This is a genomic window from Scandinavium sp., assembly GCF_036271055.1.
In the GTDB taxonomy this organism is placed as follows: domain Bacteria; phylum Pseudomonadota; class Gammaproteobacteria; order Enterobacterales; family Enterobacteriaceae; genus Scandinavium.
On record NZ_DATBBJ010000006.1, the window covers coordinates 90035 to 112882 of the forward strand.

Sequence of the window (22848 nt, forward strand, 5' to 3'; positions counted from 1 at the left end):
CTTACGCCAGCGTCATCAGGGAATCACCGACCGCCACCGCATCCCCGGCTTTCACCGCGATGCCGTTTACGATTCCGGCCTGGGCGGCGCGGATTTCGGTTTCCATCTTCATGGCTTCCAGAATCAGCAGCACATCGCCTTCGGCAACGCGCTGGCCTTCTGCGACAATGACTTTCCAGATATTGCCCGCCAGTGGCGCAGCCACTGGAGTACCTGAGCCTGCCGGAGCAGAGGTGGCAACTGGCGCGGCTGAGGCCGATGAAACCTGGCTGATATCGCCACCGTCGCTGACCTTCACCACAAATGCCTTGCCTTCCACTTCCACGGTGTAGACACCGGAGGTGGCGGCTTTCGTTGGGGCCGCCGCTTTCACCTCTTCTACCTGTGGAGCTGGCTCAAAGGCCGCCGGATTGTGGCGATTTTCCAGGAACTTCAGGCCGATTTGCGGGAACAGCGCCACGGTCAGCACATCGTCAATGGCATTGTCGGCAAGCGTGATGCCTTTTTCCTGCGCTTGCTGGCGAATTTCTGCTTCCAGTTGCGCCAGCTCCGGTTTGAGTAAGTCCGCAGGACGACAGGTTACCGGGGCCGCGCCTTCCAGCACGCGTGCTTGCAGCGCCGCGTTGACGGGAGCGGGTGAATGTCCGTATTCGCCTTTCAGAATGCCCGCCGTCTCTTTCGCGATGGTTTTATACCGCTCGCCAGTCAGGACGTTGAGCACCGCCTGGGTGCCGACAATCTGTGAGGTCGGGGTGACCAGTGGAATAAAGCCCAGGTCTTCGCGCACACGAGGGATTTCCGTCAGCACCAGGTCGAGCTTATCTGCCGCGTTTTGCTGTTTCAGCTGGCTTTCGAGATTGGTCAGCATCCCACCCGGGACTTGGGCCACCAAAATGCGGCTGTCATAGCCTTTCAGCTGTCCTTCAAAGGCGTGGTATTTTTTGCGTATGTCGCGGAAGTAGGCAGCGATATTCTCCAGCTTGTTGATATCCAGCCCTGTGTCATGCGCCGTTCCGGCAAGGGTCGCCACCAGCGCTTCGGTGGCGGGGTGGCCATAGGTGGCGCTCATGGAGGAAATTGCGGTATCCACGCCGTCTATGCCCGCTTCGATGGCTTTCAGCAGCGACATTTCCGCCATCCCGGTGGTGGCATGAGCGTGCAGGTGCAGGCGGACGTCGTAGCGTTTTTTGATTTCGCTGACCAGTTCATAAGCTGCCAGCGGTGTCAAAATGCCCGACATATCCTTGATGGCAATCGAGTCGACGCCGATCTCCAGCAACTGCTCGGTTAAATCCAGCCAGGTCTGCAGGTTGTGTACCGGACTGGTCGTGTAGGAGAGCGTGCCCTGCGCGTGGGCGCCATGACTGCGTACCGCCTGTAGCGCCGCTTTCATATTGCGCGGGTCGTTCATGGCATCAAAGACGCGGAACACGTCCATGCCGTTTTTCACCGCCCGTTCGACGAAACGTTCCACCACGTCATCGGCATAATGACGATAGCCCAGCAGGTTTTGACCGCGCAGTAGCATCTGCAGCGGAGTTTTTGGCATCGCTTTTTTTAGCTCACGCAGGCGCAGCCACGGATCTTCACCGAGAAAACGGATACAGGCGTCAAAGGTCGCACCACCCCAGCACTCCAGCGACCAGTAGCCAGCGTCATCCAGAGCAGCGGCAATCGGCAGCATATCGTCAAGACGCAGGCGTGTGGCGAACAGAGACTGGTGGGCGTCACGCAGGACGACGTCGGTAATAGCAATAGTCATGGATCCCTCCGGGAATCAGGCGTTAAGACGGTGATGGTGAATCGCAGCCGCAATCACCGGTTTTAAGCGGGTAAAATCGTCCACCGCAATCACGGTGTGCGGAGCGTCAGGGAGTGGCTCGGGAAAGAAGCGGGTAATGGCGGCAGACATGCCGCGAATGGCAAAAATCAGCAGGAACAGGAAGATCAGTACAAACCCCATCCCTAAAAACATCAGGGTAAGACCTTCACCCAATAACACAGCATCAGTCATGAATCATTTTCCATAATGAGAGGCACGGCGATGACTTGACGACAAGCTTCCCGGTGAATCCGGCTAAGGAGTAGAGTGGAATTCCCTCGGCCGCTGCCGGCTCTGGTCTCTGCTTTTCACCCTGTCGTTTGCGGCAACGTCACCGCCGTGCGTTTTTTTACACCATCATGCTGAACACGATGCTGGCGATAACCAGCACAATACCGCCGCCCAGACGAGAGGAGATTTGTGCATACGAAATGAGGCTCATACGGTTACAGGCGGACAGGACTTCCAGATCGCCGGAACCGCCACGGTTGGCCATACACAGACCGGCGGTAATCGATGATTCAATAGGGTAGAAGCCAATCAGCCAGCCCCCGATGGCTGCGCCTACTACGGCACCGACCACGATGACGGCGGCGATAAGGACGTTAGCAAAAGTCAGGGCATCAATGATTTCTTGCAGGTCGGTGTAGCAAACGCCCACCCCGACCATCAGCACCCACAGAAGCTGTTTAGAGAAGAAATCAGAAAGACGTTTCGCCCCGGCTTTAATTTCTGGCGAGCAAAGGCCCGAAGCATTCAGCGCAGCGACAATCAGTACCATCCAGGCAAAATAGTGAATGGAGACACCGCCGATGCTTGGCAGAATTTTCTTGGCGACAACATAGGCCAGCAGGAAACACGTGGTGGACAGCACCAGGCCAACCGCGGTTTCACGATGGGTAATCTGGCCTGCTTTTTCATCATCTTCGGTTTTGAAGGATGCTTTACGGACCAGCTCCCCTTCACCGCTCAGCGCCGTGTATTTTTTGCCGAGTATATCGAGGAGAGCGGCGAAAATAATGGCGAAGATATTCGCGATGGTCAGAATAGCAATAGCCGTTGAGTAGTACTCTTCGCGAGAACGCCCGGTCACCGAGTGATAGATTTCAGAAAGAGGTACGGCACCCGCGCCGTTACCGCCGCCCATAATCGGCAGCACGTACAGCATCATGATGCGATCAACCGGGATACCGAAGCAAAAACCAATGGCGATCCCGAAAAGGGAAGCGCCGACAATCCCCGCGAGGATCGTTGGAATATAGCCCAGCAGTGATTTCAACAGTAATTTACGGTTGACCGACAGGATTGCCCCTGTAATCAGTACTGCGATAAACAGGTTAAGAAAGTTACTCTTATCCATCACGTTACTGATGGCATCAATTTCTTTCTGCGTAAATATGCCGGCATAGACAAAATAAGCCGCAGCAAGAAATATCATCACCGGGGCTCCGCCAATATATTTATTGAAGATTGGCAGGTGTTTACCAATTTCACCAAAGATGGCGCCGATAATAAACATGATGGCAAAGCCGCCGACCATGTCATCAGGTAAGGCATTATAATAATGGGAAAGTAGTAAAGTAATTAACGCGAAAGCGTAAAGCGGAAGCGACATCCCAAAGATTTTGAATCTGAGTAAATCGCTAGCCCCCTTTTTATCCGTGGCCGAAGCCTGGGTCATGTTGGTCATAAACATCTTCCTGTATATTGATGGGTGACAAGACCCGCGCATAGTAATGAATTCAATTAACCGCAAGATGTGACTATCTTCACTGAATAGCCGTGTTTTTAATTAATTTAATTATTTTTATTAACTCGGGGTAATTAAAAACATAAAAACCATAAAGGACATAAACGCAGAAGGGAAAGTGTGATTTCTATTCCAGATGAGTGAGCTAAATGCTGGCGAAATATGTGGCGTTATTTGCTTACGGATACAGAATAAAGTGAATCTGATATTTAAGCGTATTTATCTGCAGAAGAACCGATTGCATCACGAGCGGATAGCCACTTTCCTGGAGAACGCCGGGCTTTCTCTGGAAGTTGACTGTGAAATCGCGGTCTGCGCGCAATGGCAAGGTGAAATCGTCGGCTGCGGCGCACTGGCGGGCAACGTTCTGAAATGCATCGCCGTCTCTCCGGCATTACAGGGAGAGGGGCTTAGCCTGAAACTGCTGACCGAACTGCTGACGCTGGCCTACGAATTAAACCGCAGCGAACTCTTCCTGTTTACCAAACCGGAAAATCGACAGCTTTTTTCTGGTGCGGGGTTCTGGCCCATTGCGCAGGCCGGCGAAATGGCGGTGCTCATGGAAAACAGTAGTGAACGGTTGGCGCGTTTTTGTCGCCAGTTGGCGCTTTACCGTCAGCCGGGAAAAACGATTGGCGCGATTGTCATGAACGCCAATCCGTTTACGCTTGGGCATCGCTATCTGGTGGAGCAAGCGGCGGCGTCCTGCGACTGGTTACATCTGTTCGTGGTGAAAGAAGATGCCTCATTTTTCTCCTATCCCGACCGTTGGACGCTGATTGAAAAAGGGATTGCCGATATCAGGAATGTCACGCTGCATTCTGGCTCCGCTTATATGATCTCGCGAGCGACCTTTCCGGGCTACTTCCTCAAAGAAAAAGGCGTGGTTGACGACTGCCATTGCCAGATTGATCTGCAACTTTTCCGTGAACACCTGGCTCCCGCACTGGGCATCACCCATCGTTTTGTCGGAAGTGAACCGTACTGTTCTTTGACCTGCGCCTATAACCAGCGGATGCACGAGATTCTGCACGATCCGAGTCGCAGCGGCCCCGCGGTTGAGGTCGTTGAACTGGCGCGTATGGAAAAGAACGGCATGGCCATTTCTGCCTCTCGCGTCAGAAAACTGTATGCCGAACGTAACTGGGCGGCGATAAGCGCGCTGGTGCCGAAAGGCACGCTGGTGTTTCTTCAGCAACATGCCGCAGAACACACTGAAACCGCATAACGTATTACCGTTAACAAGGAATATAACTTATGGAAATCATTAAAGATTCCCTGGCAGGGACGCTGGAGTCCAGTGATGTGATGGTCAGGATTGGACCATCCAGTGAACCGGGGATCCGACTGGAGCTGGAGAGTCTGGTGAAACAGCAGTTTGGCGCGGCGATTGAGCAAGTGGTGCGCGAAACGTTGGCCCGGTTGGGCGTTGAACGTGCGCAGGTCAGCGTCGATGACAAAGGGGCGTTGGAGTGTATTTTGCGCGCCAGGGTGCAGGCGGCAGCGCTGCGTGCCGCAGAACAAACGGAAATGGAATGGAGCGCGTTATGAGGCCACGTCGCAGTATGCTGTTTATCCCTGGCGCAAATGCGGCCATGTTGAGCACCTCTTTTGTCTACGGTGCGGATGCGGTGATGTTCGACTTAGAAGATGCCGTAGCGTTACGCGAAAAAGACACCGCCCGCCTTTTGGTGCATCACGCACTGCAACATCCTTTTTATCAGGATGTGGAAAAAGTGGTGCGCATTAATCCCCTGAACACCCCATTTGGCCTGGCCGATCTTGAGGCGGTAGTGCGCGGCGGCGTGGATATCGTGCGCCTGCCGAAAACCGATAGCAAAGAGGATGTACTGGCGCTGGAAGAACAGGTCGAACGTATCGAAAGTGAATGCGGGCGCGAAGTGGGAAGCACAAAGCTGATGGCGGCGATTGAATCGGCGAAAGGCGTGGTTAATGCCGTCGATATCGCCTCCTCCAGCCCGCGCATGGTGGCGATTGCGCTGGCGGCATTTGATTATGTCATGGATATGGGCACCTGCCGGGGTGACGGCACCGAACTCTTTTACGCTCGCTGTGCGGTACTGCATGCAGCGCGTGTCGCGGGTATTGCCGCTTATGACGTTGTCTGGTCCGACATTAATAATGAAGAAGGCTTCCTCAAAGAAGTGCAGTTGGCGAAAGGACTGGGCTTCAACGGCAAATCTTTAGTGAATCCTCGTCAGATTGAACTATTGCATCAGGCCTATTCGCCAACGCGTAAAGAGGTTGAACATGCGTACGAAGTGATTGCCGCCGCAGAAGAGGCGGAGTCTCGCGGTCTGGGCGTCGTATCACTCAACGGCAAAATGATTGACGGCCCGATTATCGACCACGCACGCAAAGTGGTGGCGCTGTCGGCTTCCGGTATTCGTGATTAAGGAAGAAACCATGAAAGAGACTATAACCATGCTCAACCAGCACTATGTCGTACCGGAAGGATTACAGCCCTACAAAGGGGTAACGGTAAATAGCCCGTGGCTTGCCTGCGAAACGGAAAAACGTCAGCGCAAAATTTGTGACTCGCTTGAAGAGGCCATTCGTCGCTCCGGGCTGAAAAATGGCATGACGATATCTTTTCACCATGCGTTTCGTGGCGGTGACAAAGTGGTCAATATGGTGATGGCCAAGCTGGCTGAAATGGGATTTCGCGATCTGACGCTCGCCTCCAGCTCCTTAATTGACGCTCACTGGCCGCTTATAGAACACATTAAAAACGGTGTGGTACGGCAGATTTATACCTCCGGTCTGCGAGGCAAACTCGGGGAAGAGATCTCCGCAGGGTTAATGGAAAACCCTGTACAGATCCACTCTCACGGTGGCCGCGTAAAACTGATCCAGAGCGGTGAGCTGAATATCGACGTCGCTTTCCTCGGCGTGCCGTGCTGCGATGAATTTGGTAATGCCAACGGTTTTAGCGGCAAGTCACGCTGTGGATCTTTGGGTTATGCGCAGGTGGATGCGCAGCACGCCAAATGCGTGGTGTTACTGACCGAAGAGTGGGTGGGATTCCCGAATTATCCTGCCAGCATCGCGCAGGATCAGGTGGATTTTATCGTTCAGGTTGATGAAGTGGGCGATCCGGAAAAGATCACCGCCGGGGCGATCCGCCTGTCCAGTAATCCACGCGAACTGCTGATCGCCCGACAGGCGGCTAATGTGATTGAACATTCTGGTTATTTTGTTGAGGGCTTCTCACTGCAAACCGGAACGGGCGGAGCCTCTTTAGCGGTCACGCGCTTTCTGGAAGACAAAATGCGCCGCCAGAATATCACCGCCAGCTTTGGTCTGGGGGGGATCACCGGCACCATGGTGGATCTTCATGAAAAGGGACTCATCAAAGCGCTGCTGGATACGCAATCTTTTGATGGCGATGCCGCGCGCTCGCTGGCGGAGAATCCACATCACATCGAAATATCGACCAATCAATACGCCAATCCTGGTTCTAAAGGTGCGGCATGTGAACGCCTGAATGTGGTGATGCTCAGCGCGCTGGAAATTGACCTCAATTTCAACGTCAACGTGATGACGGGCTCGAACGGCGTGCTGCGTGGTGCATCGGGTGGCCATAGCGATACGGCGGCAGGGGCAGACTTGACCATTATCACCGCACCGCTGGTACGCGGACGCATCCCTTGTGTGGTGGAAAAAGTCCTGACTACCGTCACGCCGGGGGCGAGCGTGGATGTGCTGGTTACCGATCACGGTATCGCGGTGAATCCGGCGCGTCAGGATCTGATTGATAACTTGCGTGCGGCAGGTGTGGCGCTTATGACCATCGAACAACTGCAACAGCGTGCCGAGCAGCTCACGGGCAAACCTCAGCCGATTGCGTTTACTGATCGTGTTGTGGCGGTTGTGCGTTATCGCGACGGTTCGGTGATTGATGTTATCCGCCAGGTCAAAGGCTGATGAAGGGCACAGACCTGCTGTCCCAGGGCCAGAGCGTGACGCTGGAGGAGATGCTACAGGCGCGCGATAAACGTGCAGCCAGGCAGCGTCAGGCGTTGAACTGCTACTCGCTGCCGTTAATTTCCTTCACGCTGGTGGCTCCGGGGACGGTTAAAAACTCGAAAGTCTGGCGACGCGTTGCCGATTACGCCATTGCTGACATTCTTGCCCTTTGCGAACAGCGGGAATGGACCATCGTCTGGGAGAAGCATGTGGACGAACGCAGCGGCCCGGAATGGATGGCAGTCGTCTGCGCCCCGGCAATCGCCCTGAAACAAGAGATGTCGAAACTGGAGATGAACCACCCGCTAGGGCGGCTTTGGGATATCGACATCATTGATAGCGACGGCAAGTCGCTATCACGCCGCGAACTGGGGTTTCCTGCCCGGCTCTGTCTGATATGCCAGCAGGATGCCCATTTCTGTGCTCGGGGTAAACACCATACCCTCGACCTGTTATTGGATGAAATTGCACGAAGGATTGAATGCTATGAGCGTGAGCGTTGTGACTGAACGGCGTACGCCAGCGTACTCATCGCTGGCGGCTGATGATCTTACAGGGCTGGTGGCGAGAGCGCTGCTGACGGAAGTGCGGCTAACGCCTAAACCCGGTCTGGTTGATATTCGTAATTCGGGGGCGCACCGGGATATGGATCTGGCGGCATTTGAACGCAGCACCGCCGCCATTGCCCCGTGGATGGAAAAATTCTTCATCATGGGGAATAACACGGCGGCGATGGCTCCAGAAAATGTGCTGGTGATGCTGCGCCCGCTGGGTATGGCCTGCGAGAACGATATGCTGCAGGCGAGCAACGGAGTGAATACCCATCGCGGGGCGATTTTTGCTTTTGGTTTGCTCAGTACTGCGATTGGACGACTTCTTGCCCGGGGCGAACCCCTGGAGCAAAACCGCATCTGCGACCAGGTTGCGCGCCTGAGTCGGCATATTGTGGCGCGCGAGCTTTCCACGAAGAACGCGGGGAAACTGACAAAGAGTGAAATCCACTTTCAGTGCTTTGGCTTGTCGGGAGCGCGGGGTGAAGCGGAAAGCGGTTTTCGTACTGTAAGAACGCAGGCTTTACCGGTGTTTAACCGGGTTGTACAGGAGCAGAACGATACCCATCTTGCCTTACTGCAAACGTTGCTGCATCTGATGGCCTGGAATGACGATACCAACCTGGTGTCACGTGGCGGCCTGGAGGGGCTTTATTATGTTCAGCAGCAGGCGCAAAAAATATTATGGGAAGGGGGCGTGTTGGTTGAGGGCGGTATCGAAGCGATGCAGGCCCTTGATGATGAATTGATCCTGCGTAATTTAAGCCCCGGCGGCAGCGCGGACCTACTGGCAGTGACCTGGTTTTTGAGTCATTTCTCTGCGGGTTCCTTCTATTCTGAATAAGTTCTGCTTCTTTCTCACCGACAATGATTCAACCTGCGGGATGAATCATTGCGTTTCACTCGCCAGAAACAGGCATCACTCGCCCACGTCTTCAGGACGACCAAGCGCCCGGCAAGATGTCGGGTGACAGATTCTGAAATACTGGCCTGCACGACTTTCATTACATTTCCCGGCTAAATTCGTTCACAGTGATGCGCTACATAGTAAGCTAATCAACAGCAAAATGGCTAATAAGCGTAGAGAGGAGAATCACTTATGGAAACCGTTCATTTCATTCTCGACACCGATCCCGGCATTGATGATGCGGCCGCCATCGCGGCAGCGCTGTTCGCCCCTGAACTCAATCTTCAACTGATCACCACTGTTGCCGGGAATGTCTCGGTTGAGAAAACGACCCGTAACGCATTGCAGTTACTGCATTTCTGGCAGGCCGATGTGCCTGTCGCACAAGGTGCTGCTATGCCGCTCCTGCGTCCATTACGCGATGCCGCCTACGTTCATGGTGAATCGGGTATGGAAGGCTATGATTTTGTCGATCATCAGCGCCAGCCGCTGGCGAAACCAGCGTTTATCGCGATTCGTGATGCGTTGATGAGTGCGCCTGAACCGATGACGCTGGTGGCGATTGGTCCGCTCACCAATATCGCGCTGTTGTTGACGCAGTATCCTGAATGCAAATTCAACATCCGTCGACTGGTGATCATGGGCGGTTCTGCCGGACGCGGTAACTTCACACCGAATGCAGAATTCAATATTGCTATCGACCCAGAAGCCGCCGAGCGTGTATTCCAGAGCGGCATTGAAATTGTGATGTGCGGCCTCGACGTTACCAATCAGGCGCTGCTGACCCCCGAATATCTGGAGAAACTGCCCGGTATCAATAAAACCGGGAAAATGCTGCACTCGTTGTTCAGCCATTACCGCAGCGGCAGTATGAGCCGCGGCTTGCGGATGCATGATCTTTGCGCCATCGCCTGGCTGGTGCGTCCCGAGTTGTTTACCCTCAAGCCCTGTTTTGTGGCGGTAGAAACGCAAGGAGAATGGACGGCGGGCACAACGGTTGTCGATATCGAAAATCGTTTTGAACGTCCTGCCAATGTTCAGGTCGCGTTAGATCTGGATGTCGACGGTTTTCGTCGCTGGGTGGCGGAAGTGATTGCATTAGCGCCTTAGTGGTTGAGAAGGTCTGATGTTCTGTAAAGGCGCGGCATGTCACAAAGGTTAATCGATTAAACTGCTACACTCTTTATGTTGTTCTCCTCGGGCCGGAGAGAAACATGAAACCAACCTTTCACCCCCCACTTAACGTGGACTGGGCGAGTGGCGTGCTTTGTGGTGCGCCACTTATCTGTAAAACAACATCTCTTGGCGATCTTGCAGGCGTTTTTGCTGATCAAGAGAGCTGGCGTCAGCACGATCCTTCGCAGACTGTGTATTCCGTCGAAATGTTCGATTCACCTTCTGGTGAGGGCGAGCTATACGTCGGTGTTACCCATCTTAATCCTGGTCGTGTAGGCGATGAATACTTCATGACGCGTGGTCATTTTCATGCCCGCCGCGAGCAGGGTGAAGTCTATTTTGGCCTGCGTGGTGAAGGGTTGCTACTGTTGCAGGATGAGCAGGGGCAAACTCGTCTCGAACGCGTCCTACCGGGATCAATCCATATTATTCCCGGTTTCACGGCGCATCGGTTGATCAATACGGGAGATGCCGTGCTTTCGGCGTTGGCGGTGTGGCCCAGCCAGGCCGGACATGACTATGCTGCGTTAGCGAACGGTTTTGCCCTGAAAGTCACACCGGAGACAGTAAAACTGATGGCGAAAGAGGTGCAAAATGGCTGACACCGTTTTGCCATACGGACTGCAAATGACTGCGCACCGTCAGCCGCTGGGTTTTACCTACGGCGAAGACGTGATTGGCCCGATGCCGGAAATACGGCGGCTCGATCAGATCCGCGCCTCACTTCGCGATCCGAACTGCGAGGGGCCGGAAGAGGTCTACGCGATAGCGATGGACGTGGCGCGTTTGCAGGACAGAGATGGATTGAAAAAGCGCATGCTACTGTTTGGCGTCGTAACCTACGCGGCAGGCAGCCTGGGCGATGAGCCCATCCGCAGTCAGGGACATATTCACCGCATTAGCCAGCACAGCGGCTGGTCGCCGCCGGAACTGTATGAGATCTGGCAGGGTAAGGCGATCATTTATATGCAGGAGTTTGTTGCTGACGATCCGGGTCGTTGCTTTGCGGTTATTGCGGGACCGGGTGAGAAAGTGTTGGTGCCGCCAGGCTGGGGGCATGCAACGATTTCAGCCGATCCGGATCAGGCGCTGACGTTCGGGGCGTGGTGTGACAGGGAGTATGGGTTTGAATATGACGCTGTGCGGGCGCATAAGGGATTGGCATGGTATCCAATTTTGCAGGATAACCAGGTTATCTGGCAGCATAATGCTTGCTATTCGCCGGGGCGATTACAGGCGGTGACACCACGTCAGTATCGGGAGTTTGGTATTACCGAAGCGCCAATTTATCAGCAGTTTATTGACGATCCAGCACGCTTTCAGTTTATCTCTCGACCGGATAAAACAAGCGCGTTGTGGCGAAATTTCCATCCATGATTATTGCCGGGTGGCGCTGCGCTTAGCGGGCCTACAAAATACGCGTTGTAGGCCTGTGCAAACGCAGTGCCGCCGGGCAAAAGTCTTAAGCAAACAGCCCAGTCGCTACACCTGCCGCCGCCAGTACCAGCAGCAAAATCATTGCTTTTACGGGCGACACGCCGCGTTTGGCCATCAAATACCAGGTACCGAGCACCACGATCAGCGGCAGCAGCTGCGGGAAAATACCGTCGAGCATCTGTTGCACGTGGATGTTGACGCCATCTTTGGTGATGAATTCCAGCCCGGTGCCCAGTTTGACATAGCTCGCCGCGACGCCGCCCATCACGAATACGCCGAGCAACGACAAGGCTTCACGCAGGCGCGTGGATTTGCTGCTGACCAGCATTTCCACCGAGCCAGATCCCATCTGGTAGCCTTTCAGAAACAGGAACCAAGAGCCGGGTAAAATGATCGCCAGCCATGCCACGGTGTAAAACAACGGGCCCAGAATATTACCGCCCGCTGCCAGCGCCATGCCGATGCTAAGCAGAATCGGGATCAGCATTCCGGGGATCATTGAATCACCGATGCCGGCGATCGGCCCCATTAAGCCCACTTTGAGGGTGTTGATCGTTTCCCCGTCAATCGGTTCGCCGTTGGCTTTTTTCTCTTCCAGACCAAGCGCCATCCCGTTAACAATCGCGCCGATTTGCGGTTCGGTATTGTAGAACGAAGCGTGTCGACGCAGCATTTCGGTACGCTGAGCCGCGTCCGGATAAAGCTTTCGCGCTACTGGCAGCATACTCAGACAGAAGCCGAAGGATTCCAGACGTTCGAAGCTCATCGACGATAAATTGTGCATCATCCACGCGCGCCAGCAGCGGCGCAGGTCGGCCCGGGTTAGCTTACGTTCTTCCATCAGAATTCATCCTCATCGTCTGTAGCCGCTTTTGCCGCTGCAGGCTGCGGCGCTTCCGGCTTGTAGTTGTAATGAATCAGCGCCAACAGCGCCCCGACGATCACCAGCGCCACCATGTTCAGCTTCAGGAAAACGATACAGATAAAGCCGACCAGGAAGTAAATCAGCATGGTGTAGTTTTTAATGATTTGTTTCAGCAGGATAGCGATACCGACCGCGGGTAAAATGCCGCCCAGCACGCCCATGGTGGCAATCACTATTTTTGGCAGGCTGTCCATAAAACCGCTGATGTATTGCGCGCCGAAGTACACGGCAATAAAGGTCGGCACAAAACGCAGTACAAAGTTGGTTGCTTGCGGCCAGATGGCGCTGTTGAGGTAGATCCCACGTTCATCGCCACGTTCCAGTGCGATGTCGGCTCGGTGGTTCCAGAACGAGTTCAATACCATCATGGTGTTGAACAAGATTGTGCCTGCGATGCCGATGGTAGCCGCCAGCGCAACCGCCACTTCAGGGCCTTTTCCCGAAAGGATCCCCAGTGCAATGGCTGGATAGGCAACAAAGTTTAAATCAGCGGGCATCGAACCGCCCGGCGTCACCATCGCGATGTATACCGCCTGAACCGCGACGCCGATCATAATCCCGGTTTTCACATCGCCCAGGATCAGGCCAACTAACATACCTGAGACCAGCGGGCGAGTGATCAGGTACCAGCCGCCCGTCAGCCCGAACAACCAGGGGCTGCTGAGCGCGCCGAGGTAGCAGAGCAAACCAATCAGTGTGGCTTCGAAAATCATTTTCGGCTCCTTATTTCAGCTTTTGCCGGGCGTCCTGCCAGCTGTAGCAGCTGGCATCTGGTACCAGGCGGAATTCAACCAGATGACCCAAGGCAGTGAGCCACTCAAAGGCGGCAATCTCATCGGCATTTACCGATTGATTGGGGCCGATGGTGGTGGTGTTGGCGCGGGCGCTCATCGGACCGACGTTGATTTTGCCGTTACTGTTTTTCAGGCTGACTCCCGCCTGCTCAATGCGTTGCAAGGTGACGGGCGATTTACCAATCACGAAATAACGCTTTTCGCTGGCGATAACTTTCGGCAATTTTTCAATGGCGGTGGCCGTATCAAACAGCCAGACTTTGGTGTCGGATACCGCTCCTTTCATCACAGAGGAGAGCAGCGGGTCGGCCGCGACGGCATCATCAATGGCAATGATACCGTCACAGGGCAGCTCTTTGGCCCAGCGCGTGATGAGCTGCCCATGAATGACGCGGTCGTCGATACGAACAAAGGAAAGACTCATTGCGGACTCCTTCAAAAATCATCAGGTTGCGTTAGCGATGCCGGGGCTGCGATAACCAGCGTCGAGTGTGTCAGTTCCAGCAGTTGTACTGCGGCGACGTGAACGTCTTGCAGGGCGTGGATATCGTCGGTTTGCAGCAGCATCGGGAAATTCATTCCCGCCAGGACTGCCACAGAGGGCACGGTGTTTGGTGAAAAAGCATGCTCACAGGCGACGTTCCACGGTGTGCCGCTTTGCATGTCGCACAGCACCAGTACGCCGTCGGCACCTTCACCTGCCTGCGCTAACGTGCGGTTAAAATCATCTCTGAATCCTTCTATTCCGGAATCGTTATCGAGAGTGACGCAATAAACATGCGGCAACTCGCCGTATACCATGCGGGCACTTTCCAGTAAGGCGCTTGCCAGTGGCCCGTGTGAAGCGATAATCACGTTGATCATTTTTATCCCCTGACCCAGGCTTTGACGGTCGCCAACTGTTGCCCGAGTCCTTCTCCCCAGGGCGAAATTCGGTACTCACCCACAGCTGCCGGGACGATAAAGGTTTCGGCGTAGTGCACGATAAAGGGCTCAAAGGCACCGGTCGGACTTTCAACCAGGGCTTCTGCGCCTTCGACAAGGTTCAGCACGTTAACGCTGCCGTTGGTGTAGTGCGTTACTGGGGCAGTGAACCAGTGCCGGCGCGTTTCGATAAACTCTCTTTCATGCAACCCGGTACGCTCTTCGCGCCAGCCATCACCTTCTTCCACAGGCTCGACGCGATTGACCAGATGGTCATGCACCCACTGCGTGTCGCGTTGCCAGTCAATGACTTGTTCGCCGTGCGCCAGATGCACCGGACGGGGTAGCCCATCCATTCCGAGACGGCCCCAGTCCCAAAGTTTGAAGGTGAAAATGTACGGTGTGGCGCTGATCTCCAGTACCATCGTGCCTGAACCAGAGCAATGAACCGTGCCCGCCGGGATCAAGAAGTGATCGTGTTTACGGGCGGGGATCTGATTGACGAAGCGGGCATCATCGAACGCTTTCTCGCCTCTGGCGGCCTGATGCAGATCGTCGATCATCGCTGCCGGGTCAATCCCTGTTTTGGTGCCGAGATACACCATCGCATTTGGCTCCGCCTCCAGAATGTAATAACTCTCATCCTGGGTGTAGTGCATGCCGAACTGCTGCTGGATATATTCGGTCAACGGGTGTACCTGGAAACTGAGGTTTTGCCCGCCGATGGTATCGAGGAAATCAAAGCGAATAGGGAATTCAGCCCCAAAGCGTGCGTGCACTTTTTCTCCGAGCAGTTCTCGGGGATGAAGCAGCACCGCATCCAGAGAAGGGATCTCGATCCGCACGTCGCCAAACCGTAGCAACAGGCTGTTTTCCTCGGGCACGCAGTCAAAACACCAGGCGTAGTTAGGTTTCGAGGGATCGAGATCGAACTGGTTTTTCATCCATTGGCCGCCCCACACGCCGGGATCGAAAAACGGCACCACGCGGAAAGGACGCTGCACGGTTTGTTCCAGACCTGCGCGCAGCGCATTGCCGCTGACCATGACTGGAGAATTCGCCACGGTGGTATCGAGCAAAAAATCAGCACGTTTGAGCAACGGTGTTTTGTGTCTGTCGAACACGCGCCACTCGATGAAAAAGGCGCGTTTGTAGCGCCGCAGAATATCTTCATCCTGGTTTTCGACGCCCCAGTTACCCAGCTCACCGCTGCGCATGCGTTGCTGGATCTCCCAGCGCGGCAGATCAGCGTAAACCAGCACATCGCCCTGATGAACCAGTGACGCACCGGGGCCATACACGATGACCAGACCGCTTTGCACTTTTGCTATCTGCTGGCGTAATGCTTCCAGTCGCAATGGGTCAAAAAACTCCGGCAACTGATGGCAAGACATGACGCCGAACACCCGATCATCGGTTAAGTTACGGGCTAAAAGTGTATGGAGCGCCTGTTCATCCTGACGAGCCGTTTCAGCGTTAAGGCTTATCACGGCATTAAGCTGAATGAACTGTTTCTCCAGTTCTGACAGTCTTACCCCCGGATAGCAATCCACCACTAAAACGGTCTTGTGTTCATGGTCTGGTCGGGCGTGAAGTGCTGTCAGAATGGCTTGCCAGCCTTGCCAGGCCTCGTGATCAAATCCATTGATGGGGACTTCCGGGCATTTATCGTAGGTTGTTGGTTTCATCATTTTCTCCCTGAATGCGTCCTTAAAGATTAATCGATTAACCGAAAGTGAAAAGAGTGGTTAATGCGATTAATCCCCCAAAATCCACAATGAGATGAATTTGAACCTGCAGGCTGTGAGGCACCTCACAAGGGATAATGCAAAATTTGGGTTATTCGATTAATCTGGTGGGGACGAAGGAGGGATCATGACCACAATCACGCTGGCACAGGTCGCTGAGAAAGCAGGCGTATCGACTGCAACGGTATCAATGGTGCTGTGTAATAAAGGCCGTATCTCGCAGGCCACGCGGGAGCGAGTGCTTAAAGCGCTGGATGAATCAGGCTACGTGTACAACCAAACCGCCGCCAATTTACGCAACGGCAGCAGCAATCAGGTTGGATTACTGCTGCATGACATCACTAACCCGTTTTATGGCGAAATGACGGCAGGTCTGAGCCATGAAATGGAGCGACATGAGATGCTGCTGTTTCTTGCCAACAGCGAAGAGTCGGAAGCGCGCCAGCAGAAGTTTGTTGATTCTCTGATGCGTAACAGCGCGTGTGGCATGGTGTTGTGTGCTGCTCGTGGCACTCCGCAGGCCTTTTTTGATGGCCTGAAACGCCGCAATATTCCGGCGATTATGGTTGTTCGCCCGCTTGACGATCCGGATTTCGATTTTGTCGGTACCGACAATTTCCTCGGCACGCAAATGGCGACGGCGCATCTACTGAAACTGGGGCACCGCAATATTGCGTTTATTGGTGGGAGCCAGAACTCCGGCACCCGTTCACAGCGTATGGGAGGATTTACCAGTAAACTTCTGGAAAACGGTGTCACGCCGCGGCCGGAATGGATTGTCACTTCTCAGGCGAGTCAAAGTGATGGCGCTCGGGTCGCGGAGGCACTCTTGGGCCGTTATCCAGAAATCACTGCGGCGGTTTGTTACCAGGATATCGTGGCGTTGGGTGTGATGCAGGCGCTACGGAAAGCAGGCCGAGAGCCGGGCCGGGATTTTGCGCTGGTGGGTTTCGATGATATTACCGAAGCCGCTCTGGTCCAGCCTGCGCTAACAACGGTATCGGTGGCAGCGAAAGAAATAGGGCGCAAGGCGGGAGAATTGTTATTCAGCCGCATTCAGGGCAATGTCGAGCCGCCAAAGCGGGTGATTCTGCCGCCTGCCCTGGTGGTTCGCGAATCCTGCGGCTTTCACTAACCGCTATGCTTTTTACTGATATTGGCTGCGGTTTCACGTTAAATTCTAATTATCGACGTTTTTGAGTGGCAGTGTGTTCAGCCGCTGGTTACTCTGAAAACGATTTACATTGTATTAACGAAGAGAATAGATATGCATGATGGACACATCCGCGTCGCCATTGCTGGCGCGGGCGGCCGTATGGGACGGCAACTGATTCAGGCGGCGACGCAGTTAGCGGGCGTCAAGTTGGGCGCAGCACTGGAGCGTGAAGGTTCTTCTTTGCTCGGGGCTGATGCGGGTGAACTCGCAGGCGTTGGTGTGACTGGCGTGACGGTGAAAAGTAGCCTCGATGCCATCAAGGATGATTTCGATGTCTTTATCGATTTCACCCGTCCGGAAGGGACCCTGCATCATCTGGCTTTTTGCCGCGAGCACGGCAAAGGGATGGTTATCGGCACTACCGGTTTTGATGAGGCAGGCAAACAAGCCATTCGTGAAGCGGCTGAAAGTATCGGTATCGTCTTTGCGGCTAACTTTAGTGTCGGCGTAAACGTGATGCTCAAGCTGCTGGAAAAGGCGGCGAAAGTCATGGGCGACTATACCGATATTGAAATTATCGAAGCGCATCATCGCCATAAAGTCGATGCGCCATCAGGCACCGCGCTGGCAATGGGCGAAGCGATTGCGCATGCCATGGACAAAGATTTGAAAGAGTGTGCGGTCTATAGTCGTGAAGGTTATACCGGTGAACGCGTGCCGGGGACTATCGGTTTTGCGACTGTACGTGCTGGCGATATCGTCGGCGAACACACAGCGATGTTCGCCGATATAGGTGAACGCGTAGAGATTACGCATAAAGCCTCAAGCCGCATGACCTTCGCCAATGGGGCTGTTCGTTCGGCGTTGTGGCTAAATGGTAAGCCTAACGGTCTTTTTGATATGCGTGATGTGCTTGATCTCAACAAATTATGACAGGTTTACCCCATCGTGATGTGGTTGTGGCAATCTCAATATATTGATTGCAAAGGGCAATATTTTATTGCCCTTAAATTTTATCGCTTTCATCACTATTTTATGTAATAACGCTTTAAATTAAATGTGATCTCCTGTTTTTACGTTGAGTAAATGTAAATTTTGACCATTTGGTCCACTTTTGCACGAGCGCCCATACTGTTTAACACTTATCCTGGTGCGCAAGCGTTCTCTTAGGGGTCATTAGCTGATCTTTTTGCCTGCTTTACAGCGTACTATGTTCCAGTGGCGCTAAATTACATAAAAAATACCCTCCTTTGCGTTGACTTTCCCTGCGATAATCTCCAGAATGCCGCCGTTTGCACGAATTTCGCGAGCAGCAGATTTGCATTGATTCGTCATGTTGAGTGAATTAATATGCAAATAAACTGAGTGAATATTCCCTGGAGGATGTTTTGATTAAGTCAGCGCTTTTGGTTCTGGAAGACGGAACCCAGTTTTACGGTCGGGCCATAGGGGCAACGGGCACGGCGGTTGGGGAAGTCGTTTTCAATACTTCAATGACCGGTTATCAAGAAATCCTCACTGATCCTTCCTATTCTCGCCAAATCGTCACTCTCACTTATCCCCATATCGGTAATGTCGGCACCAATGCCGCTGATGAAGAATCTTCCCAGGTACACGCTCAAGGCCTCATCATTCGCGACCTGCCACTGATTGCCAGCAACTACCGCAACACCGAAGACCTCTCTTCTTACCTGAAACGTCACAACATCGTGGCGATTGCCGATATCGATACCCGCAAACTGACCCGCCTGCTGCGCGAAAAAGGCGCTCAAAACGGCTGCATCATTACCGGTGATAACCTGGATGCGACGCTGGCGCTGGAAAAAGCACAAGCCTTCCCGGGCCTGAACGGCATGGATCTGGCGAAAGAAGTGACCACCGCAGAAAGCTATAGCTGGACTCAGGGAAGCTGGACACTGGCGGGTGAGCTGCCGGAAGCGAAGAAAGAAGAAGAATTACCGTTCCACGTCGTGGCATACGACTACGGCGCGAAGCGCAACATCCTGCGCATGCTGGTGGATCGCGGTTGCCGCCTGACAGTGGTGCCAGCGCAGACATCGGCAGAAGAGGTGCTGAAAATGAATCCGGACGGCATTTTCCTCTCCAACGGCCCGGGCGACCCGGCTCCGTGTGATTACGCCATTACCGCGATTGAGAAATTCCTCGAAACCGAGATTCCTGTGTTCGGTATCTGCCTCGGTCATCAGCTGCTGGCGTTGGCGAGCGGAGCCAAAACCATCAAGATGAAGTTCGGCCACCACGGCGGCAACCATCCGGTAAAAGATATCGACAACGATAAGGTGATGATCACCGCGCAGAACCACGGTTTTGCAGTAGATGAAGCCACAATGCCTGCCACGCTGCGCGTGACCCACAAGTCGCTGTTCGATGGCACCTTGCAGGGCATTCATCGCACCGACAAGCCCGCGTTCAGCTTCCAGGGCCACCCTGAAGCGAGCCCAGGCCCGCACGATGCCGCGCCGCTGTTCGATCATTTCATCGAACTTATCGAGCAATACCGTAAGACCGCTAAATAATCAGGAGCTGAGAAAACCATGCCAAAACGTACAGACATAAAAAGCATCCTGATCCTTGGCGCTGGCCCGATTGTTATCGGTCAGGCCTGTGAGTTCGACTACTCCGGTGCCCAGGCGTGTAAAGCGCTGCGTGAAGAGGGCTACCGCGTCATTCTGGTGAACTCCAACCCGGCAACGATTATGACCGACCCGGAAATGGCCGATGCGACTTACATCGAGCCGATTCACTGGGAAGTGGTACGCAAAATTATCGAAAAAGAGCGCCCGGACGCAGTACTGCCAACCATGGGCGGCCAGACCGCGCTGAACTGTGCGCTGGAACTGGAACGTCAGGGTGTGCTGGCAGAGTTCGGCGTGACCATGATTGGCGCGACAGCCGATGCGATTGATAAAGCCGAAGACCGCCGCCGTTTCGACGTGGCGATGAAGAAAATCGGCCTCGACACTGCGCGCTCCGGCATTGCCCACACGATGGAAGAAGCGCTGGCAGTTGCCGCTGACGTCGGTTATCCGTGCATCATTCGTCCATCGTTCACCATGGGTGGCACTGGCGGCGGTATCGCATACAACCGTGAAGAGTTCGAAGAGATTTGCGAACGCGGTCTGGATCTTTCTCCGACCAAAGAGCTGCTGATTGACGAGTCGCTGATTGGCTGGAAAGAGTACGAGATGGAAGTTGTGCGTGATAAAAACGACAACTGCATCATCGTCTGCTCTATCGAAAACTTCGACGCAATGGGCATTCATACCGGTGACTCCATCACCGTAGCGCCTGCGCAGACGCTGACTGATAAAGAATACCAAATCATGCGTAACGCCTCGATGGCGGTACTGCGTGAAATCGGCGTGGAAACCGGTGGCTCGAACGTCCAGTTCTCGGTGAACCCGAAAAACGGTCGTCTGATTGTTATCGAAATGAACCCGCGCGTGTCCCGTTCTTCCGCGCTGGCGTCAAAAGCGACCGGCTTCCCGATTGCAAAAGTGGCGGCGAAACTGGCGGTGGGTTATACCCTCGACGAACTGATGAACGACATTACTGGAGGCCGCACTCCTGCTTCCTTTGAGCCGTCAATCGACTACGTTGTCACCAAAATCCCACGCTTTAACTTCGAAAAATTTGTTGGCGCGAATGACCGTTTAACCACGCAGATGAAATCCGTCGGCGAAGTGATGGCGATTGGTCGCACACAGCAGGAATCTTTGCAAAAAGCGTTGCGTGGCCTGGAAGTGGGCGCGACGGGCTTCGACCCGAAAGTGAGTCTTGATGACCCGGAAGCACTGACCAAAATCCGCCGTGAATTGAAAGATGCAGGCGCTGAGCGTATCTGGTACATCGCCGACGCATTCCGCGCCGGGCTGTCTGTAGACGGCGTATTCAATCTGACCAATATCGACCGCTGGTTCCTGGTGCAGATTGAAGAGCTGGTCCGTCTGGAAGAGCAAGTGGCTGATATCGGCATCACCGGTCTCGACGCTGACTTCCTGCGTATGCTCAAGCGTAAAGGCTTCGCCGATACGCGTCTGGCTAAACTAGCAGGCGTGCGCGAGTCTGAAATCCGTAAATTGCGTGAGCAGTACAACCTGCATCCGGTCTACAAGCGTGTGGACACCTGCGCCGCAGAGTTCTCCACCGACACCGCGTACATGTACTCCACCTATGAAGACGAATGCGAAGCGAACCCGTCTTCCGACCGCGATAAAATCATGGTCCTCGGCGGCGGCCCGAACCGTATCGGTCAGGGTATCGAATTCGACTACTGCTGCGTTCACGCCTCACTGGCGCTGCGTGAAGACGGTTACGAGACCATCATGGTTAACTGTAACCCGGAAACCGTATCAACTGATTACGACACCTCCGACCGCCTGTACTTTGAGCCGGTGACGTTCGAAGACGTGCTGGAAATCGTGCGCATCGAGAAACCGAAGGGTGTTATCGTGCAATACGGTGGTCAGACGCCGCTGAAACTGGCGCGTGCGCTGGAAGCCGCTGGCGTTCCGGTTATCGGCACCAGCCCGGACGCTATCGACCGTGCGGAAGACCGTGAGCGTTTCCAGCAGGCGGTTGACCGTCTGAAGCTGAAACAGCCTGCGAACGCCACCGTCACCGCGATTGAAATGGCGGTAGAAAAAGCGAAAGAGATTGGCTACCCACTGGTGGTGCGTCCGTCTTATGTTCTCGGTGGCCGTGCGATGGAAATCGTTTACGACGAAGCCGACCTACGTCGCTACTTCCAGACCGCTGTCAGCGTCTCTAACGACGCGCCAGTGCTGCTGGACCGTTTCCTCGATGATGCGGTAGAAGTGGACGTAGACGCCATCTGCGACGGCGAAAGCGTGCTGATTGGCGGTATCATGGAACACATCGAGCAGGCAGGCGTTCACTCCGGCGACTCCGCATGTTCTCTGCCAGCCTACACGCTGAGCCAGGAAATTCAGGATGTGATGCGCCAACAGGTGCAGAAACTGGCCTTTGAGTTGCAGGTGCGCGGTCTGATGAACGTCCAGTTCGCGGTGAAAGACAACGAAGTGTACCTGATTGAAGTCAACCCGCGTGCGGCGCGTACTGTGCCGTTCGTCTCGAAAGCCACCGGCCTGCCATTGGCGAAAGTGGCGGCGCGCGTGATGGTCGGTCAGACCCTGGCGCAGCAAGGTCACACCAAAGAAATCATCCCGCCGTACTACTCGGTGAAAGAGGTGGTGCTGCCGTTCAACAAATTCCCGGGCGTTGACCCGCTGTTAGGGCCAGAAATGCGCTCCACCGGTGAAGTTATGGGTGTGGGTCGTACCTTCGCAGAAGCCTTCGCTAAAGCGCAGCTGGGCAGCAGCTCAACCATGAGAAAGCAGGGTCGCGCGCTGCTCTCCGTGCGTGAAGGGGATAAAGAACGTGTAGTAGACCTGGCAGCGAAACTGCTGAAACAGGGCTTTGAACTGGATGCCACCCACGGTACGGCTATCGTACTGGGTGAAGCCGGTATCAACCCGCGTCTGGTCAACAAGGTGCATGAAGGTCGTCCGCACATTCAGGACCGTATCAAGAATGGCGAGTACACCTACATCATCAACACCACCGCAGGTCGTCAGGCGATTGAAGACTCCAAGCTGATTCGCCGCAGCGCGCTGCAGTACAAAGT

General features: G+C 54.4%; 21 protein-coding genes. 13 read left to right on the forward strand and 8 right to left on the reverse strand.

The window, feature by feature from the left end:
• Position 1: 1 nt before the first annotated feature.
• The 3 genes from oadA to citS form a co-directional block, all read right to left on the reverse strand.
• Positions 2-1762: a sodium-extruding oxaloacetate decarboxylase subunit alpha gene (gene oadA, locus VH187_RS00810; RefSeq protein WP_329699599.1), complete on the reverse strand. Its 1761-nt coding sequence runs from the start codon at positions 1760-1762 to the stop codon at positions 2-4.
• A 15-nt stretch (positions 1763-1777) separates the two neighbouring features.
• Positions 1778-2014, reverse strand: a complete 237-nt coding sequence (locus VH187_RS00815; RefSeq protein WP_329699600.1) for an oxaloacetate decarboxylase subunit gamma — start codon at positions 2012-2014, stop codon at positions 1778-1780.
• 157 nt (positions 2015-2171) lie between these two features.
• Entirely contained in the window at positions 2172-3512 is a 1341-nt protein-coding gene (gene citS, locus VH187_RS00820; RefSeq protein ID WP_329699601.1) for a citrate/sodium symporter CitS, read from the reverse strand.
• 244 nt (positions 3513-3756) lie between these two features.
• Between citS and citC the strand changes: the two genes are divergently transcribed.
• From citC to VH187_RS00865, 9 genes are all read left to right on the forward strand, one after another.
• Positions 3757-4800 (forward strand): [citrate (pro-3S)-lyase] ligase, encoded by a 1044-nt coding sequence (citC, locus tag VH187_RS00825; RefSeq protein ID WP_329699620.1) that lies wholly within the window; start codon positions 3757-3759, stop codon positions 4798-4800.
• A 29-nt stretch (positions 4801-4829) separates the two neighbouring features.
• Entirely contained in the window at positions 4830-5123 is a 294-nt protein-coding gene (citD, locus tag VH187_RS00830) for a citrate lyase acyl carrier protein (protein ID WP_329699602.1), read from the forward strand.
• Entirely contained in the window at positions 5120-5989 is an 870-nt protein-coding gene (citE, locus tag VH187_RS00835; protein WP_329699603.1) for a citrate (pro-3S)-lyase subunit beta, read from the forward strand. Before citD ends, citE begins: the two co-directional genes overlap by 4 nt.
• Positions 5990-5999: 10 nt before the next feature.
• Positions 6000-7520 carry a citrate lyase subunit alpha gene (gene citF / locus VH187_RS00840; RefSeq protein WP_329699604.1) on the forward strand — a complete coding sequence of 507 codons (1521 nt, stop codon included), beginning with the start codon at positions 6000-6002 and terminating at the stop codon, positions 7518-7520.
• Entirely contained in the window at positions 7520-8071 is a 552-nt protein-coding gene (gene citX, locus VH187_RS00845; RefSeq protein ID WP_329699605.1) for a citrate lyase holo-[acyl-carrier protein] synthase, read from the forward strand. Before citF ends, citX begins: the two co-directional genes overlap by 1 nt.
• Positions 8049-8957, forward strand: a complete 909-nt coding sequence (citG, locus tag VH187_RS00850) for a triphosphoribosyl-dephospho-CoA synthase CitG (RefSeq protein ID WP_329699606.1) — start codon at positions 8049-8051, stop codon at positions 8955-8957. Before citX ends, citG begins: the two co-directional genes overlap by 23 nt.
• 255 nt (positions 8958-9212) lie before the next feature.
• Positions 9213-10130, forward strand: a complete 918-nt coding sequence (gene rihC, locus VH187_RS00855) for a ribonucleoside hydrolase RihC (protein WP_329699607.1) — start codon at positions 9213-9215, stop codon at positions 10128-10130.
• 104 nt (positions 10131-10234) lie between these two features.
• Positions 10235-10798: a glucose-6-phosphate isomerase family protein gene (locus VH187_RS00860; RefSeq protein WP_329699608.1), complete on the forward strand. Its 564-nt coding sequence runs from the start codon at positions 10235-10237 to the stop codon at positions 10796-10798.
• Positions 10791-11573 carry a glucose-6-phosphate isomerase family protein gene (locus VH187_RS00865; RefSeq protein ID WP_329699609.1) on the forward strand — a complete coding sequence of 261 codons (783 nt, stop codon included), beginning with the start codon at positions 10791-10793 and terminating at the stop codon, positions 11571-11573. The genes VH187_RS00860 and VH187_RS00865 overlap by 8 nt, the downstream gene beginning before the upstream one ends.
• Before the next feature lie 85 nt (positions 11574-11658).
• Here VH187_RS00865 and VH187_RS00870 read toward each other — a convergent pair whose 3' ends face one another.
• From VH187_RS00870 to VH187_RS00890, 5 genes are read right to left on the reverse strand one after another with little or no spacing between them, the layout of a single operon-like run.
• Positions 11659-12474, reverse strand: coding sequence for a PTS system mannose/fructose/sorbose family transporter subunit IID (locus VH187_RS00870; RefSeq protein WP_329699610.1), 816 nt, complete (start codon positions 12472-12474; stop codon positions 11659-11661).
• On the reverse strand, positions 12474-13271 hold the full coding sequence (locus VH187_RS00875) for a PTS mannose/fructose/sorbose/N-acetylgalactosamine transporter subunit IIC (protein ID WP_329699611.1): 798 nt from the start codon (positions 13269-13271) through the stop codon (positions 12474-12476). Before VH187_RS00875 ends, VH187_RS00870 begins: the two co-directional genes overlap by 1 nt.
• A gap of 10 nt (positions 13272-13281) precedes the next feature.
• Positions 13282-13776 (reverse strand): PTS sugar transporter subunit IIB, encoded by a 495-nt coding sequence (locus VH187_RS00880; RefSeq protein ID WP_329699612.1) that lies wholly within the window; start codon positions 13774-13776, stop codon positions 13282-13284.
• A gap of 11 nt (positions 13777-13787) precedes the next feature.
• Entirely contained in the window at positions 13788-14216 is a 429-nt protein-coding gene (locus VH187_RS00885) for a PTS sugar transporter subunit IIA (protein ID WP_329699613.1), read from the reverse strand.
• Positions 14217-14218: 2 nt separating this feature from the next.
• Positions 14219-15964 carry a class I mannose-6-phosphate isomerase gene (locus VH187_RS00890; protein WP_329699621.1) on the reverse strand — a complete coding sequence of 582 codons (1746 nt, stop codon included), beginning with the start codon at positions 15962-15964 and terminating at the stop codon, positions 14219-14221.
• A 187-nt stretch (positions 15965-16151) separates the two neighbouring features.
• Between VH187_RS00890 and VH187_RS00895 the strand changes: the two genes are divergently transcribed.
• From VH187_RS00895 to carB, 4 genes are all read left to right on the forward strand, one after another.
• Positions 16152-17159 (forward strand): LacI family DNA-binding transcriptional regulator, encoded by a 1008-nt coding sequence (locus VH187_RS00895; RefSeq protein ID WP_329699614.1) that lies wholly within the window; start codon positions 16152-16154, stop codon positions 17157-17159.
• Positions 17160-17291: 132 nt separating this feature from the next.
• Complete coding sequence (dapB, locus tag VH187_RS00900; protein WP_329699615.1) at positions 17292-18113, forward strand: 4-hydroxy-tetrahydrodipicolinate reductase; 822 nt, start codon at positions 17292-17294, stop codon at positions 18111-18113.
• Positions 18114-18568: 455 nt separating this feature from the next.
• Complete coding sequence (carA, locus tag VH187_RS00905) at positions 18569-19717, forward strand: glutamine-hydrolyzing carbamoyl-phosphate synthase small subunit (RefSeq protein WP_329699616.1); 1149 nt, start codon at positions 18569-18571, stop codon at positions 19715-19717.
• Between the two features lie 18 nt (positions 19718-19735).
• Positions 19736-22848: carbamoyl-phosphate synthase large subunit (carB, locus tag VH187_RS00910; RefSeq protein WP_329699617.1), on the forward strand; the 3113-nt coding region annotated here is incomplete at its 3' end.